The sequence below is a fragment of the Rhizobacter sp. genome (assembly GCF_046595475.1).
Classification (GTDB): domain Bacteria; phylum Pseudomonadota; class Gammaproteobacteria; order Burkholderiales; family Burkholderiaceae_C; genus Rhizobacter.
Genome location: NZ_JBKJOQ010000093.1, coordinates 113603 through 127894, shown reverse-complemented (window position 1 = coordinate 127894; position 14292 = coordinate 113603). Strand labels below are relative to the sequence as shown.

General features: G+C 66.8%; 14 protein-coding genes and 1 riboswitch. Of the genes, 6 read left to right on the top strand and 8 right to left on the bottom strand.

Annotation, left to right across the window (positions count from 1 at the left end):
* Nucleotides 1-6: 6 nt before the first annotated feature.
* Nucleotides 7-774: an SDR family oxidoreductase gene (locus AC30QB_RS17260; protein ID WP_489547486.1), complete on the bottom strand. Its 768-nt coding sequence runs from the start codon at nucleotides 772-774 to the stop codon at nucleotides 7-9.
* A gap of 116 nt (nucleotides 775-890) precedes the next feature.
* On the opposite strand from AC30QB_RS17260, the gene AC30QB_RS17255 reads away from it, so the two are divergent.
* Nucleotides 891-1982 carry a DNA glycosylase AlkZ-like family protein gene (locus tag AC30QB_RS17255; protein ID WP_489547485.1) on the top strand — a complete coding sequence of 364 codons (1092 nt, stop codon included), beginning with the start codon at nucleotides 891-893 and terminating at the stop codon, nucleotides 1980-1982.
* A 6-nt stretch (nucleotides 1983-1988) separates the two neighbouring features.
* Here AC30QB_RS17255 and AC30QB_RS17250 read toward each other — a convergent pair whose 3' ends face one another.
* The 3 genes from AC30QB_RS17250 to AC30QB_RS17240 are packed head-to-tail and all read right to left on the bottom strand — an operon-like array spanning nucleotide 1989 to nucleotide 5660.
* Nucleotides 1989-3086: a tetratricopeptide repeat protein gene (locus AC30QB_RS17250; protein WP_489547484.1), complete on the bottom strand. Its 1098-nt coding sequence runs from the start codon at nucleotides 3084-3086 to the stop codon at nucleotides 1989-1991.
* Nucleotides 3087-3099: 13 nt separating this feature from the next.
* Complete coding sequence (locus AC30QB_RS17245; protein ID WP_489547483.1) at nucleotides 3100-5055, bottom strand: bifunctional metallophosphatase/5'-nucleotidase; 1956 nt, start codon at nucleotides 5053-5055, stop codon at nucleotides 3100-3102.
* A gap of 23 nt (nucleotides 5056-5078) precedes the next feature.
* Nucleotides 5079-5660, bottom strand: a complete 582-nt coding sequence (locus tag AC30QB_RS17240) for a hypothetical protein (RefSeq protein ID WP_489547482.1) — start codon at nucleotides 5658-5660, stop codon at nucleotides 5079-5081.
* A gap of 343 nt (nucleotides 5661-6003) precedes the next feature.
* On the opposite strand from AC30QB_RS17240, the gene AC30QB_RS17235 reads away from it, so the two are divergent.
* A complete protein-coding gene (locus AC30QB_RS17235; protein WP_489547481.1) occupies nucleotides 6004-6369 on the top strand; it encodes a hypothetical protein in 366 nt (121 codons plus the stop codon).
* A gap of 36 nt (nucleotides 6370-6405) precedes the next feature.
* Here the strand turns inward: AC30QB_RS17235 and AC30QB_RS17230 are convergent, their stop codons facing one another.
* The gene (locus tag AC30QB_RS17230) at nucleotides 6406-7338 is read right to left on the bottom strand and encodes an MBL fold metallo-hydrolase (protein WP_489547480.1); all 933 of its coding nucleotides are present in this window, start codon (nucleotides 7336-7338) and stop codon (nucleotides 6406-6408) included.
* Nucleotides 7335-8522: a YbfB/YjiJ family MFS transporter gene (locus tag AC30QB_RS17225; protein WP_489547479.1), complete on the bottom strand. Its 1188-nt coding sequence runs from the start codon at nucleotides 8520-8522 to the stop codon at nucleotides 7335-7337. The genes AC30QB_RS17230 and AC30QB_RS17225 overlap by 4 nt, the downstream gene beginning before the upstream one ends.
* Nucleotides 8523-8638: 116 nt before the next feature.
* On the opposite strand from AC30QB_RS17225, the gene AC30QB_RS17220 reads away from it, so the two are divergent.
* A complete protein-coding gene (locus AC30QB_RS17220; RefSeq protein WP_489547478.1) occupies nucleotides 8639-9442 on the top strand; it encodes a transglutaminase-like domain-containing protein in 804 nt (267 codons plus the stop codon).
* Here AC30QB_RS17220 and AC30QB_RS17215 read toward each other — a convergent pair.
* Nucleotides 9423-10226, bottom strand: coding sequence for an HAD-IIB family hydrolase (locus tag AC30QB_RS17215; RefSeq protein WP_489547477.1), 804 nt, complete (start codon nucleotides 10224-10226; stop codon nucleotides 9423-9425). The genes AC30QB_RS17220 and AC30QB_RS17215 overlap by 20 nt on opposite strands.
* Nucleotides 10223-10612 (bottom strand): VOC family protein, encoded by a 390-nt coding sequence (locus tag AC30QB_RS17210; RefSeq protein ID WP_489547476.1) that lies wholly within the window; start codon nucleotides 10610-10612, stop codon nucleotides 10223-10225. Before AC30QB_RS17210 ends, AC30QB_RS17215 begins: the two co-directional genes overlap by 4 nt.
* A gap of 155 nt (nucleotides 10613-10767) precedes the next feature.
* Nucleotides 10768-10864, top strand: a riboswitch (S-adenosyl-L-homocysteine riboswitch).
* Between the two features lie 80 nt (nucleotides 10865-10944).
* On the opposite strand from AC30QB_RS17210, the gene ahcY reads away from it, so the two are divergent.
* From ahcY to metF, 3 genes are all read left to right on the top strand, one after another.
* Nucleotides 10945-12387, top strand: a complete 1443-nt coding sequence (gene ahcY / locus AC30QB_RS17205) for an adenosylhomocysteinase (RefSeq protein ID WP_489547475.1) — start codon at nucleotides 10945-10947, stop codon at nucleotides 12385-12387.
* Between the two features lie 133 nt (nucleotides 12388-12520).
* Nucleotides 12521-13279 (top strand): TlyA family RNA methyltransferase, encoded by a 759-nt coding sequence (locus tag AC30QB_RS17200; RefSeq protein ID WP_489547474.1) that lies wholly within the window; start codon nucleotides 12521-12523, stop codon nucleotides 13277-13279.
* 79 nt (nucleotides 13280-13358) lie between these two features.
* Nucleotides 13359-14201 carry a methylenetetrahydrofolate reductase [NAD(P)H] gene (gene metF / locus AC30QB_RS17195; protein WP_489547473.1) on the top strand — a complete coding sequence of 281 codons (843 nt, stop codon included), beginning with the start codon at nucleotides 13359-13361 and terminating at the stop codon, nucleotides 14199-14201.
* Nucleotides 14202-14292: the final 91 nt, after the last annotated feature.

The following is a 14292-nucleotide window of genomic DNA, read 5'->3' as shown; positions in this document are numbered from 1 at the left end:
CAGGGCTCAGGTTCGGTTGATCGACACCCCGCCATCGGCCAGCAGCGCCGTGCCGGTGACGAAAGACGATGCGTCTGACGCGAGAAAGAGCGCCGCCTTCGCGATCTCATCCGGCGAGGCGATGCGCTTCAGCGCAAACAGGCTTTCGAGGAAGCTGCGCGACTCGGGCGTGGCAATCAAGCCGGCAGCCATCGGGGTGTCGGTGCCACCGGGCAGCAGCGCATTGGCGCGTATGCCCTTGGCGCCGAACTCGGCCGCCAGCACCTGTGCCAGGCCCACCAGCCCGGCCTTGGCCGCCGCATACGCCGCCATGCCAGGGAAGCCCACGGTGTGGCCCACGAAGCTTGAGGTGAAGATCACCGAGCCACCGCCGCGCGCCACCATCGCCGGCACCTGGTACTTGGCGCCGAGAAAGGCCGAGGTGAGGTTGGTCTCGATGGTGTGCGTGAAGGCTGCGCGCGACAGCTCGGGCAGCGGCGCCGAGTCGCCCAGCGTGCCGGCGTTGTTGAATGCGATGTCGAGCCCACCGAACTCGCGCGTGGCCAGCTCGACCAGTGCTTGCGCAAAACCTTCATCGGTCACGTCGCCGGCCAGCGCCACGGCCTGGCCATCAGCGGCCACGATGCTGCGCACCAAGGCGTCCAACTCCGTTTGCCGGCGTGCTGCCACCACCACCCGCGCACCCTCGCGCGCAAACAGGCGCGCCGCCGCGTGGCCAATGCCCGAGCTCGCGCCGGTGATGAGAGCGACCTTGCCGTTCAGTGTGTTGTTCATGTTCTGTCCTTGAGTGAATGGCTGGCCAGTCTCTGACCACAGCGCTCAGGCGTCTCGCCGTTTCCGGACCCGTACATCCATGTGCAAACAGCCCGCGCCCGCAGCAGAATCGGCGCATGCCCAAGATCAGCCTCGACCACCTGCGCCGCTATGCGGTGGCGCGCACGCTCTTCACGCCGACCACGCTGGCGCGTGCCATCCAGAAGCTCGGCTTCGTGCAGGCCGACCCCATCCGTGCGCCAGCACGCGCGCAAGACCTCACGCTGCGCCACCGCGTGAAGGGCTATGTGGCCGGCGACCTGGAGCGCCGCTACCCGCGATTGCCCATCGAAGAAGACTGCCTCGTCAACTACGGCTTCCTGCCGCGCGAGCACCTGGCACTCATGCACCCGCGCGTGGCTCAGCACAAGTGGAAGCCCACGGTGAAGCGTCAGGCCGACGAAGTGCTGGCCTTCATCCGCGATCGTGGCCGCGTGCACCCGCGCGAAGTCGACGAGCACTTTGCGCACGGCAGGCGCACCAATGCCTGGGGCGGCTCTTCGAACGCGAGCACGCACCTGCTCGACGGCATGCACTACCGCGGCCTGCTGCGCGTGGCGCGGCGCGAGGGCGGCACGCGCATCTACGAGATCGCCACTCACCCACAAGGTGACGACAGCCCGGCAGGCCGCACGCAGCGTGCTGCCGCGCTGATCGAGCTGATCGTGCGCAAGTACGCGCCGCTGCCGGCCAAGAGCCTCACCTACCTCACGCGCCTGCTCGGCTACGGCGCGCCGCACCTGCAGGAGCAAACGCGCATGGCCATGAAGCTCGCACGCGAGCACCTGGCCAGCGTGCAGCTCGACGGCATCACCTGGTACTGGCCTGCCGACGAGAACCCCGCCTCACGCCGCCACGCGCCCGACGATGCGGTGCGCCTGCTCGCGCCCTTCGACCCGGTGGTGTGGGACCGCACGCGCTTCGAGCTGCTGTGGGGCTGGGTCTACAAGTTCGAGGCCTACACGCCTGCGGCGCAACGCAAGCTGGGCTACTACGCGTTGCCCTTGTTGCATGGCGACCAAGTCATAGGCTGGGGCAACCTGTCGCTCGCCGATGGCCGCTTGAAACACCAGCTGGGCTATGCGGGCAAGGCGCCGCGCGATGCCGGTTTTCTCGCGGCGCTGCAAGCAGAGCTGACGAACATGCGCGCCTTCCTCGGCCTGAGCTGAGCTGCCTTAGCCGCGCACCAGAACTTGCAGCGCGACGCGCAGCGCCGTTTCGTAAACCACATCAGGCCCCACCGCCACAGGGCTGCTCGCAGGCGCGGGCACAGCAGCGGGCTGCGATGCGCCCCACAGCCCCATCTCCTTGATGCCGATGAGTCGATCGCGCCCGTCGGCTCCCGGGCAGGCCACGCCGGCCAGCCGACCGTGGGCATCGAACACCGGGCCCCCACGCGGGCCAGTGGGCGCCTCGATGCCCAGCAGCCGATCCCCGGGGGCCAACAGCACGCGCCCGAAAAAGCCCTGCCGCAGCACGGGCCACGCCGGTTGCGGCAGCGGGTTGCCCGCATATTCGACCAGCGAGGCGGGGCTTCCGGCAAAAGGCTCGCGCAAGCTCATCTGCCCTTGCACCGGCAGCGCGGCGGCCAGTGACAGCATGGCGAGCGGCGAGGGCTCGGCGCTGGCCTCGACCCGCGCCATCACCGTCTGCCCGAGGCCATTGCGCAGCCACACCTGGCGTGCGCCGGCCAGCGTGGCGCTCGGTGCCCATGCATGCTGCCCGTCGGCCGCCAGCACCGCGGTGCCCGCCACGCGCGAAGCCGCGGGTGCGCGACCCTCGGGTGTGGCCGACGTGGCGTAAGGCGCCATGCGCTGCGGCGGTGCCAGCAGCACGCCCTGCGCCCGCGGCCAAGCCTGTGCCAGCGCGTCGCGCACGGCCAGCAAAGAGGCGTCTTGCGCATCGAGCGCCAGCGCCTCGGCCAGCACGCGTGTCGCCACCCCGCCTTGGCCGCCGATGTGCAGCAGCCAGACGTAGAGCGCGGTGCCTGCCGGCGCGTCGCGGTGGGCGCCCGCCGCATGCGCACAGAAGGCGAGTGCGCGGCGGTAGTCGCCGGCCTGCATGTGGCTGCGCACCATGCCCATTTCGACCTCGGGCTCGTGCACCATCGCCGCCGCTTGCTCGAAGGCGGCGAGCGCCGCCGCGCCGTCGCCCGCTGCCAGCAGGGCCTCAGCCTCTTCCATCAAACGCAGGTGCGGTGGTGGCCCGGCCCTGGCGGACGCTACCACCAGGCCAGCCAGCGCAGCGGCCAGCAGCTCGCGCCGGGTGCTCAAGCGGCCGGGCCTGTCACGGCCTGGTCATGCGCGGCTTGCCGAGCACCGGGTTGGTTGGGTCGTAGGCCGCGTTCGGCGACTTGAAGCTCACGAGGTAGGCCACCAGGGCGTCGATGTCTTGCGCGCCACCCAGCAGGTTCTGGCCTCCGAGCAGGGTGGCGTAGCCGTCGCCCCCGGTGGCCATGAAGTTGTTCACCGTCACGCGGTAGGTACGGCTGGGGTTTTGCACCACGCCACCGATCACCAGGTTGTCGATCGGGCCTATGGCGGTCGGCACGGCCGGGTTGCTCACCAGGTCGGTCGGGGTGAAGGAGACCGCAGTGATGCGTGTGCCGCAGGTGCCGGCGGGGTTCGCCTCGTACCTGAAGCCATTGCTGATCTGCATGATGCGGGTGGTGGTCTGCCCGAGGCAGCCGGAGAACTGCTGCTCAAGCACATCTTTGATCTGCTGCGCGGTGAGCGTCATGGTCACCAGGCTGTTGCCGAAGGGCTGCACGGTGAAAGCGTCGCCATAGGTCAGGTCGTAGGGGAAGCTTGCAGCCGCGGGCTTCACAAAGCCGGGGTTGCGCACGCCGCCGCCATTCATAAAGGCGATCTGCGCCCCGCCCAGGCTGGTCGGCTGCGTGGCCAACAGCTGCGCGTCGGCGATCAGGTCACCGGCTTCCATTTCGCCGGCAGCATTGGCCGCGTTCGTCATGTTGGCGGTGATGGTGGCCACGACCGAGCCGGCCAGCGGCGCAACCGCCGCGCGGTACTGGTCCACCAGGTTCTTCACCTCGGGGTTGGCGTCGATGGCCGCCAGGATGCTGGCGTTGGTGCGATCCACCACCACGTTGTGCGGGTTGACCGAAGTGACATCGCGGCTGACCGTGTCGACCGTGAGGTCGACCTCGGTCAAGACGCGGCCGAAGGCGCTGGCACTCGTCACCGGGATCAGGCGGCCCACCCGATTCGGGATGCCGGCCGGGCGCGGCGTGGTGACCGCATTGGCCAGCGTGGTGCCGCGCACATCGATCGTGTTGGCCGAGCAGTTGTAGGCCGCGTGCGTGTGGCCGCTGATGACCAGGTCGACCGCGTTGTCGAGCTGCTTGACGATGGCGCGGATGTCGGAGTCGGTGCCGTCGGCATTGCGCAAATCGCCTGTGCAGCCGTTGACGTCGCTGGTGATTGGCTGGCCAGACACACCTGCTTGCTGATTCTGGAAGCCGCCCTGGTGCACCAGCACAACGATGGCTTCAACGCCCAGGCCCCGCAGCTTGGGCACGAGTGCGTTGACGGTCGCGGCCTCATCGGCAAAGCTCAGGCCCGCCACGCCCGTGGGGGTGACGATGCCGGGCGTGCCTTTGAGCGTCATGCCGATGAAGGCCACGCGCACACCACCAAACGTCTTCAAACCGAAAGGCGGGAGCAAGGTGCGGCCGGTGGCGGTCTCGACCACGTTGGCCGACAGCCACTTGAACTTGGCACCGTCGAAAGTACCCGGCGCGCTCGAACCAAAGCCTTTGCAGCTGTTGGGATCGGGCGCTCCGTTGGTGAGCTTGCAGCCACCGTTTTGCAGGCGGCGCAGCTCGTCCTTGCCCTTGTCGAACTCGTGGTTGCCTACCGACGAAAACTCGACCCCGATCTTGTTCAGCGTCTCGACCGCTGGCTCGTCGAAAAACAGCGCCGAGATCAGCGGCGATGCGCCGATGAAATCGCCCGCACCCACAACGACCGTGTTGGGGTTGCTCGCCTTCATGGCCGCGACATAGGCGGCCATGTACTCGGCGCCGCCGACCGCAGGCCGGTTGGCGCTGGGCACCAGGGTGTTCACGCCGAAGGTGCCCGGCGACTCCAGGTTGCCGTGGTAGTCGTTGAAGCCAATGATCTTGATGTTGACCGTGGCTGCCTGGGCTGCCACGGCGCTGGCGAAGACCGCCGTGGCCACCAGGGCCATGCGGGCATAACGGTGAAATGGGGTGCTGTGCATGTGAACCTCGATGTGTCGGTGACTCAGGCCACGCGGCGGCGTATGCCACCGAGCCCGAACAAGCCCAGGCCGGACAAAAGCAGCGGCAGCGCGGCCGGGAGCGGCACGGCTGACACGTCGACCTTCAAGCCGCCCACTGTCGAGTTCAAGGGGTTGCCAAAATCGTCGAGCGCACTGAGCGACAGCGCGCCGCTGACCGTGTAAGTGCCGGCGCCCAGCGAGAAGATCGCGTGGCTGTAGTTCGAGCTGGCGAGTGCGGCGTCGAAGTCCAGGCCCAGGCTGCTCGGGTAGTTGTTGACCGCAGCCGAACTCGTGCCGAGCAGGTTGCCGTTGGCGCTGACGCTGAAGCGGTCGCCCGCGAAGCCGCCGTCGACCACGGTCAAGCGGGCCAGGAAGCCGGTAGGCACCGAGAAGGTGAAGCTCAGGCTGCTGCCGTCGGCGATGTCCGTCCACCCCAGGCCGCCGTCCGAGGCCAAGAGGTCAGACACGTCGAAGGTCTGCCAGACGCCAAAATCGGCGCCCGCAATGCTGACCTGGCTGGCGTGGGCGGCCGTGATGCCGGCACATGCCAGCACGGCAAACGCCGCAATTCGGTTGAGCTTCATTCGGGTGTCCTCGGGTGGGCGGGTACAAGGCGCGGCACCGGGCCGCACTCGCCGACTGTGAGACATGCACTTGACACTGCAGTGACCGCGATCGACCACCGCATGCTCCGAACGGGCCGCCCCCATGCCGGCCACCTATTTCTTGACCGGCGACGCACGTCAGCCTTCGCGCCAGTGAAGACCGCACGATGCTCGCCATTTCAAGGGGATCGTCTGTGACGATCGCAGCCCAGCGTGACATGCACCCTTCTCTTCACGCCCCCGTCGCCCCTAAAGTGGCGATCAAGCCACGACAAAGGGTTGTGGCCAGGGTGCTGCACTCGGCATGCCCCAGGAGCGCATCATGAGCATCAACTTCATCCTCTGGGGTGCAACCCTCGCCTCCTGGGCCGCCTTGGCCGTGCAGTGGTTCGTGCTGCGGTCCAGATACCTCAAAGGTCTGGGCGAGCAGCGCGCCCGGCACCAGCATCAGCAGCACACCACCCAACAGCAGCTTGAGCAAGCCAAACAGCAGATCGGCCGGCTGCAACGCGACCTGAACACCACCCGACTGCAGACCCAGCCACAGCTTGCGCGCGAGCGGGCAAAGGCGTTGCAACGCACACGCGCCGAAGAAGCCTCTACACGCCAGGCGCTGCCGAAAAATGGTTTCGCCGACACCTTGCCGACGCCGCAGTTTCCCCACGACGCCAGCTTGTTGAAGCACTGACCGCAGGCGACCCGAGGGTCTGAGACCCGCGAACGCTCAAGCCGCAGAGATGTGCTTGCCTACCTGCTGGGCGGCACCGTTTTTTATGAGCTCCACAGCCAGCAAGCGCGCCCAGGCCTCGGGCGCGGCGGCTTCGGCTTGCCCCACCTGCTGCCACACGGTGGTGAACAAGCGGGTGCGATGGGCCGCCCAATGGCACAGCGCCTCCAACGGCTCGCCGCCCGCCTCCATCAGGTGGTAGCTCAACAGCACCTTGGCGGCGTAGCGCGCATGGCGCGCGGGGTTGCTGACGAAGGCGGCCAGACGCGAGCGCGCGCGCGCCAGCGCGGCAGGCACGTCAACGAACGGCTGGCCATGGCCCGGCACCACCAGTGCCACCGGCAGGCGCTCGATCATGCTGAGCACTGCGGCCACGTCGTCGAAGGCCTGCTCGCCTTCGAGCTCGGGGAAGACCACGCCGAAGCCGTTTTCCCACAGCGCATCGGCCGAGATCAGCAAGCCATGCTGCGCATCGAACAACACCACCGACTCGGGGTCGTGGCCAGGCGCGGCCAGCACCTCGAAGCGGCGGCCGCCGGCGTGCAGGGCCTCGCCCGGCGACAGCGTGCCGGCGATGCTGAAACGCTCGCAACGCTGGCCAGTGGGGGCGTAGCTCAGCGCTTCTTCGTCCCAGCGCCGCACGGCATCGGCCTGGCCAGGCGGAATAAACACCGGCGCACCAAAGGCACGCTGCAAGGCCGCGTTGCCACCGCAGTGGTCGGAGTGCAGGTGCGTGTTGACGATGCGCGCAAGAGGCTGGCCCTGCAATGCGTGCTGCACCAGGGCCACCGTCTGCTCGGCGTGTGTCACGTGCCCGCTGTCGATCAGCACCGCACCGGCCTCGCTGCCTTGCGGGTGGATGAGCACGTTGTTGGACGAGAGCCAGCCGCGCTCCAGCACCGTGATGCCGTGCAAGGCCGCGTGCTTCACGCGGTCACCGCCTCGTGCTCGGGCAAGGCTTTCTGCCGCCAGGCCAGCACCGCGCCCACCGCCATCACGGCGGCCGACACCGCCAGCCCCTTGCGCAAGCCCCCGGCGCCATCGGCCAGCCACCCGACCAGGCTGGGCCCCACGATCTGCCCGGCGGCAAACACAGTGGTGAAAGCTGCAATGCCGCTGGGCCAGGCCGACGCGGGCAGGTTGTGCCGCACCAGCGCGGTGGTGGAGGCCACGACCGAGAGAAACACACCCCCAAACAATGCACCCGAGGCAAACACCGCCAGCGGATGCGCGCTCAACACCGGCAACAGCGTGGCGATGGCGAGCAAGCCATTGAGCAAGGCCATGGGCTGGCCACCGCGATGGCGCTGCAGCAGACCTGCCCACAGCCACGACGACGCCACCACGCCCAAGCCGAGCAAGCCATAAAACGCCGTGATGAGCGCGCTGCTCAGCTGCTGCTCGCGCAACAGCGTGACCACGAAAGTCATGTAGCCGATGTAGCCCAGGCCGAAAAGGAAGTAAGACGCCAACCCCGCCGCAAAGCGTGGCCAACCGAAAGGCGCACGCGCACCGGCGGCACCCGCCACAGTACCCAGCCCGCGCGTGGCCCGCGCCGTGATGCCGGTGGCCAGCAAGGCTGCCCCACCGAGCGCCAGCCATGCCCACTGCCATGCATGGGCAACGTGCAGCGACACGAGCGGCGGCACCAACACCGCCGAGGCGATGATGCCCACGCCTGTGCCGCCGTAGTAGATGCCGAGCAACAGGCCCGCAGGCGCGCCCACCAGTCGCGCGGCCAGCAGCCCGCCCGAGACAAAGGTTGCAGCGCTGGCCACGCCCGTCAGCAGGCGCAGTGCATAGAGCAGCTCGTTGGTGAGCACCAGGCCGTGCGCCGCCAGCAGAACGCCTGATGCCGCGCTGCCGCCCAGCAGCAGCCGGCGCGCACCGTAGCGCAACAGCGCGCGCGGCATCAGCAAGGCCCCGATCAGGTAACCCGCTGCATTCACGGTGTTCATCGTGCCCGAGGTGAGGTAGCTCCAGCCGAGGTCGCTGCGCATGGACGGCAGCAGCAAAGCATATGAAAAGCGCGCCAGGCCCAGCGACACCGCGGCCGCCAGGGCCAGGGCCGCGGCAATGGTCAGGGTCTGTGTTTTCTGCACGGCTTCGGGCATGTGAGGCCAATTGTGCACAGACAGGGTGCGCACGTTTGCCCTTGTCCGTTTGTCCTACTCATTTGTCAGCTACAGGCCGATGGGTGGTGCGGCCGCAAACAGGTGGAATAGCGGCCATGAACGCAGAAGCCTCCCGGGTGTTTGAGATCGACTGCGAGCTCCACTACGAGCTCAGCGGGCCGTCCGACTTCCTATTTCAGATTCACGCCTTGCGCGACATGGGGCAGCGGGTGCTCAGCGAATCGCTGATCGTCACGCCTTCCCAGCCCGTGCATGTGTATGAAGACCCCACCGTGCACCACCGCTTCACGCGCCTGCAGGCCACGAGCGGGCCGTTGACCTTGCGCTACAGCGCCCGGGTGCAGCTGCCGGTGCGCATGGTCGACCGCGACGCGCCCGAATTGCCCATCGCCGAGCTGCCCGATGTGGTGATGCACAACCTCATGCCCACCCGCTACTGTGAGTCTGACTTGCTGTCGCACGCCGCACAGAAGATGTTCGGCGCCTTGCCACCCGGCTACGCACGCGTGCAGGCTATCGCCGACTGGATCCACGACAACATTGATTACCAGATCGGCTCCAGCATCGGTACCACCACCGCGGCCGATGTGTTCAGGCAGCGCGCCGGCGTGTGCCGCGATTTCGCCCACCTCGGCGTCACGTTTTGCAGGGCGCTCAACATTCCCGCGCGTTTGGTGGTGGGCTATGCGTCGTTCGACACGCCGCCACCCGACTTCCATGCAGTGTTCGAGGCCTGGCTGGGCAACCAGTGGGTGATGTTTGATGCCACGCGCATGTCACCGCTCGATGAGCTGGTGCGCATTGCCGTGGGCCGCGACGCAAAAGACGTGGCCTTCGCCACCATCTTCGGGCCGGCCGTGATGACCCGCATGGCCCCGCTCATCCGACTCGCGCCTTGAGCAGGCTGCGCGCCACTTCGGCAAAGCCCTCGCCGCGCTCGCCCCCCGTGAGGTAGGCCGGCCAGGTGTGCAGCTGCTCGGCAAAGCGCATCAGGTTGGCCACGCCCACGCTGAGCGGGAAGTGGCCGAACATCTGCTGGTCGTTGGTGGAGTCGCCCACGTAGACCCAGCGCGCGGTCTCGTGGTCTAGCGTGCGCCCGAGCAAGCGCTGCACGATCCAACGCGCGCCGCTGAGCTTGGTGTGCTCGCCGAACCAGCCGTTGATGTGGATAGAGCTCACCGTCGCGCTCATGCCTTCGGCGCGCATCACCTGCACGACGTGCTCGATCTGCGCTTCACCCAGATGGGCAAACTCGCTGTGGTCAAACGCAATGTCGGTCACACGGCCGGCGCTGTCTTGTGCCAGCGTGGCGGCGGGCACTTCATCAAGCACGCGCTGCGCCACTTCTTTCAAACGCTTTGCGTTGTGCTGACGGGTGGGCTCGTCTTGCGCGTATTCGACGCGCAGCGAGCCGCCTTCGCGGAACAAGGCCACTGCGCCGTTCTCGGCCACGATGGCGTCAAGCGGCCAGTCGCGCGCGAAGGGCTCGCTCCAGCCCATGGGGCGGCCGGTGATGGCGATGACCGGGAGGCCGGCGTCGCGCAGCGCCGTGAGGGCGGCCAGTGCCTCGGGTGTGATGGCGCCTTCGGTGGTGAGGGTGTCGTCGATGTCGGTCAGCACGCCGGCGACGGTGCGCGCCTGCTCAGGCGGTAGCTGGCCCCAGGGTCGCGCGCCCTGGCTCAAGCACCGGCCTCTGAAAACGACAGCTCCACGCCGTTTCCCGCGGGGTCGCTGAAGAAGATCTGCACCACGCCGCTGTGCGGTACCTGGACGGTCTCGTACTTCACGCCGTGGCCTTGCAGGCGGCGCTCGGTCTCGGCGCGCTCGGTGCACCGGAAGGCCGCGTGGTCGAAGGTGTTGACTGCATCGATGGCGCGCACTTCGCCAGGCGAGCACTCGGAAAGATGCAGCACGTCGACGCCGCCCGCACACAGCCAATAGCCAAAGCTGCGCCGCGGCGTCGGGCGCTCACCCACCTGCAGGCCGACCACCTCGCAGTAGAACTCGCGCAGTGTCTCGAGCAGCGGGCGCGGCGCGCGCAGGTTGTAGTGAGCCAAGCCTTGAATCATGCTGGCATTGTGCGCGAGGCATCTGCCTTCATACCCGCTGCGGCCCGCTGCGGCCCGCAGCACCCAGGCCGAGGGCGACGCGGGCGGCATAGCCCTCGAAGGTTTGCGGAAAACGACCTGGATCTGGGCGAAGGGCTGAACTACAATTCGCCCCTCTTTCCGAGGAGCGTTGCAAGGCACCCCAGTCTCTGTTCTCAGAGACAGCGTGGTGCCCCAGGCTCGGAAATTTATTTGCAACCGCGCTCACCCGCACGATCAGTCTTCGTGGGTGAGTTGACATGACTTCCCTCTGTTGCGCTGCGTGCGGGTTCCTCTATCGACTGGAGCCTGACATGAACGCCGTTCTCAAACCCACCAACGACCACGCTGTGCGTGACCTTTCCCTTGCCGCCTGGGGCCGCAAGGAAATCAAGATTGCCGAAACCGAGATGCCTGGCCTGATGGCCATTCGTGAAGAGTTCACCAAGAGCCAGCCGCTCAAAGGTGCACGCATCACCGGCAGCATCCACATGACCATTCAAACGGCCGTGCTGGTTGAAACGCTACAAGCCCTGGGTGCCAGCGTGCGCTGGGCCTCGTGCAACATCTTCTCCACGCAAGACCACGCCGCTGCTGCGCTGGCCGCAAATGGAGTGAATGGCGGGGGCACGCCGGTGTTTGCACACAAGGGTGAGACGCTCACCGAATACTGGGACTTCACCCACCGCATCTTCGAATTCGGCGCCAAGGGCACTGAAGGCGAAGGCCCCAACATGATCTTGGACGACGGTGGCGATGCCACGCTGTTGATGATCCTGGGCCAGCGCGCCGAGAAAGACGCCTCTGTCATCAGCAAGCCCACCAGCGAAGAAGAGACCTGCCTGTACGCCGCCATCAAGGCCAAGCTCGCGGTCGACCCCACCTGGTACACCCGCAAGGCCGCGCAAATCATCGGCGTGACCGAAGAGACCACCACCGGCGTGCACCGCCTGAAAGAGATGAGCGCCAAGGGCACGCTGCCCTTCCGCGCCATCAACGTGAACGACTCGGTCACCAAGAGCAAGTTCGACAACCTGTACGGTTGCCGCGAGAGCCTGGTCGACGGCATCAAGCGTGCGACCGACGTGATGATCGCGGGCAAGGTGGCCGTGGTCGCGGGCTACGGTGACGTGGGCAAGGGCTCGGCCCAAGCGCTGCGTGCCCTGAGCGCACAGGTATGGGTGACCGAGATCGACCCCATCAACGCGCTGCAAGCGGCGATGGAAGGCTACAAGGTTGTGACCATGGAGTACGCGGCTGACAAGGCCGACATCTTCGTCACCACCACCGGCAACAAGTCGATCATCACGCACGACCACATGGTGGCAATGAAAGACCAGGCCATCGTCTGCAACATCGGCCACTTCGACAACGAGATCGACATCGCCTCGATCGAGAAGTACACCTGGGACGAGATCAAGCCGCAGGTCGACCACATCACCTTCCCCGACGGCAAGAAGATCATCATGCTGGCCAAGGGCCGCCTGGTGAACCTGGGCTGCGGCACGGGCCACCCGAGCTTCGTGATGTCGTCGAGCTTCGCCAACCAGACGATTGCGCAGATCGAGCTGTACACCAAGTCGGCCAACTACCAGGTCGGCCAGGTCTACGTGCTGCCCAAGCACCTGGACGAAAAGGTGGCACGACTGCACCTGAAGAAGGTGGGCGCCATGCTGACCGAGCTGACCGACGAGCAAGCCGCCTACATCGGCGTCTCGAAAGCCGGCCCGTACAAGCCTGACACCTACAGGTATTGAGCCCCCAGTCGCTGGCGCTCCTGCCCCCAAGGGGCGCCTCTCCTGCGGCCGGGAAACCCGTTTCGCGGCGAGTTGCTTGATGTCGGGGCCTGTCGCTCTGCGACTTGCCCCGATTCGTAAACCGAGAGCTTAGATGCGCGCTGACCAACTCATTCTTCAACGGGGCCTCGTGCCCACCCGGTCGGCCGCGCAGCGGTTGATCGAGCGCAACGCCTTGCGCTGGCTCAGCCCCAAGGGCTGGGTTGTCGTCAACAAGGCGGGGCTAGACGTGCCTGAAGACTGCGAGATGGAGATCACCGACGACGCCGAGCTGCGCTTCGTGTCGCGTGGTGGGCTGAAACTCGAAGGCGCGCTGAAAGCCTGTGGCATCGACGTGACCGGGCTTGATTGCCTGGACCTCGGCCAGAGCACCGGGGGCTTCACCGACGCGCTGCTGCAGGCCGGCGCCAAGCGCGTGGTCGGCATCGACGTCGGCCATGGCCAGCTGCACCCCAAGCTGCAGGCCGATGAGCGCGTGGTGTGCTTCGAGGGCGTGAACGGGCGCGACGTGAAGGGCTCGGCTTTTGAAGCTGCCAACACGCCGCACAGCTTCGGCTTCGTCACCGCCGACCTGTCGTTCATCACCTCTACGCACGTGCTGCCCACGATGGTGGAGTACCTCGCACCCGGCGGCCACTTGCTGGTGCTGATCAAGCCGCAGTTCGAGCTGCAGCCGGCGCAAATCGGCAAGGGCGGCATCGTCAAAGACAAGGTGCATTTCATCGAGGTCGAAAACCGCCTCTGGCAAGCCAGCAAGGCGCTGGGCCTGAAGGTGCAGAAGTATTTCGAGAGCCCGATCAAGGGCGGCAACGGCAACACCGAATTCTTCGTGTGGGCCAAGCAGCCCGCGTAGTTCAAGGCACGTGACTCAACGCAAGCCACCAACCGCTCAGGCTGAGGTGGACTGAACACAGTTCAAGAAAAGGTTCGACATGAGCACGACGCGACTCCCGCTGAGCCTGGAGTTCTTCCCTCCCAAAACCCCCGAAGGCGTGGCCAAGCTTGCGGCCGTGCGCCAGCAGCTCTACGCGCTGAAGCCGCAGTTCTGCTCGGTCACCTACGGCGCGGGTGGCTCCACGCAAGACGGCACCTACGCGGCCGTGCAGGCCATCCTCGCCGAAGGCGTGGACGCGGCCTCGCACTTCACCTGCATCGGTGCCGACCGCGCGTCGGTGCTGGCCAAGATCGAGCAGTTCAAAAAGGCCGGCATACGCCGCCTGGTGGCGCTGCGCGGCGACCTGCCCAGCGGCTACGGGGGCTTCGGAGAGTTCCGCTATGCATCGGACCTGATCGCCTTCATACGTGAAGCGACCGGCGACCACTTCCACATCGAGGTGGCGGCCTACCCCGAGATGCACCCGCAGGCGCGCTCGCCCGAGGCCGACATGCAGGCTTACCTGGCGAAAGTGCAGGCCGGTGCCAACTCGGCCATCACGCAGTTCTTCTTCAACGCCGATGCGTACTTCCGCTTCGTCGACGAATCACGCAAGCTGGGCGCCAGCATCCCGGTGGTGCCCGGCATCATGCCCATCATCAACTCGGCCGGCATCATTCGCTTCGCCGACAGCTCGGGGGCCGAGATCCCGCGTTGGGTCAGGCTGCGGCTGCAGGCGTATGGCGAAGACACCGCGTCGATAAAGGCCTTCGGCCTGGATGTAGTGACCACCCTGTGCGAGCGGCTGATCGCCGGCGGCGCACCCGCGTTGCATCTCTACACAATGAACCAGGCGACGGCGTCGCTCGATATCTGCAAGCGGCTCGGCTTGCACGGCTAACTTGCGCGCTCGCACATGAAGATCGTTGCGTATCCGAAATAGGCCTGTCAGCAACGCGACTCGGCCGAGACGCTGCTCAAGAGGCGCGATC

Coding starts and splice junctions, on each gene's coding strand:
- AC30QB_RS17260 (WP_489547486.1), bottom strand. CDS start 774: ATGAACAACACACTGAACGGCAAGGTCGCTCTCATCACCGGCGCGAGC.
- AC30QB_RS17255 (WP_489547485.1), top strand. CDS start 891: ATGCCCAAGATCAGCCTCGACCACCTGCGCCGCTATGCGGTGGCGCGC.
- AC30QB_RS17245 (WP_489547483.1), bottom strand. CDS start 5,055: ATGCACAGCACCCCATTTCACCGTTATGCCCGCATGGCCCTGGTGGCC.
- AC30QB_RS17240 (WP_489547482.1), bottom strand. CDS start 5,660: ATGAAGCTCAACCGAATTGCGGCGTTTGCCGTGCTGGCATGTGCCGGC.
- AC30QB_RS17235 (WP_489547481.1), top strand. CDS start 6,004: ATGAGCATCAACTTCATCCTCTGGGGTGCAACCCTCGCCTCCTGGGCC.
- AC30QB_RS17225 (WP_489547479.1), bottom strand. CDS start 8,522: ATGCCCGAAGCCGTGCAGAAAACACAGACCCTGACCATTGCCGCGGCC.
- AC30QB_RS17220 (WP_489547478.1), top strand. CDS start 8,639: ATGAACGCAGAAGCCTCCCGGGTGTTTGAGATCGACTGCGAGCTCCAC.
- AC30QB_RS17210 (WP_489547476.1), bottom strand. CDS start 10,612: ATGATTCAAGGCTTGGCTCACTACAACCTGCGCGCGCCGCGCCCGCTG.
- ahcY (WP_489547475.1), top strand. CDS start 10,945: ATGAACGCCGTTCTCAAACCCACCAACGACCACGCTGTGCGTGACCTT.
- AC30QB_RS17200 (WP_489547474.1), top strand. CDS start 12,521: ATGCGCGCTGACCAACTCATTCTTCAACGGGGCCTCGTGCCCACCCGG.
- metF (WP_489547473.1), top strand. CDS start 13,359: ATGAGCACGACGCGACTCCCGCTGAGCCTGGAGTTCTTCCCTCCCAAA.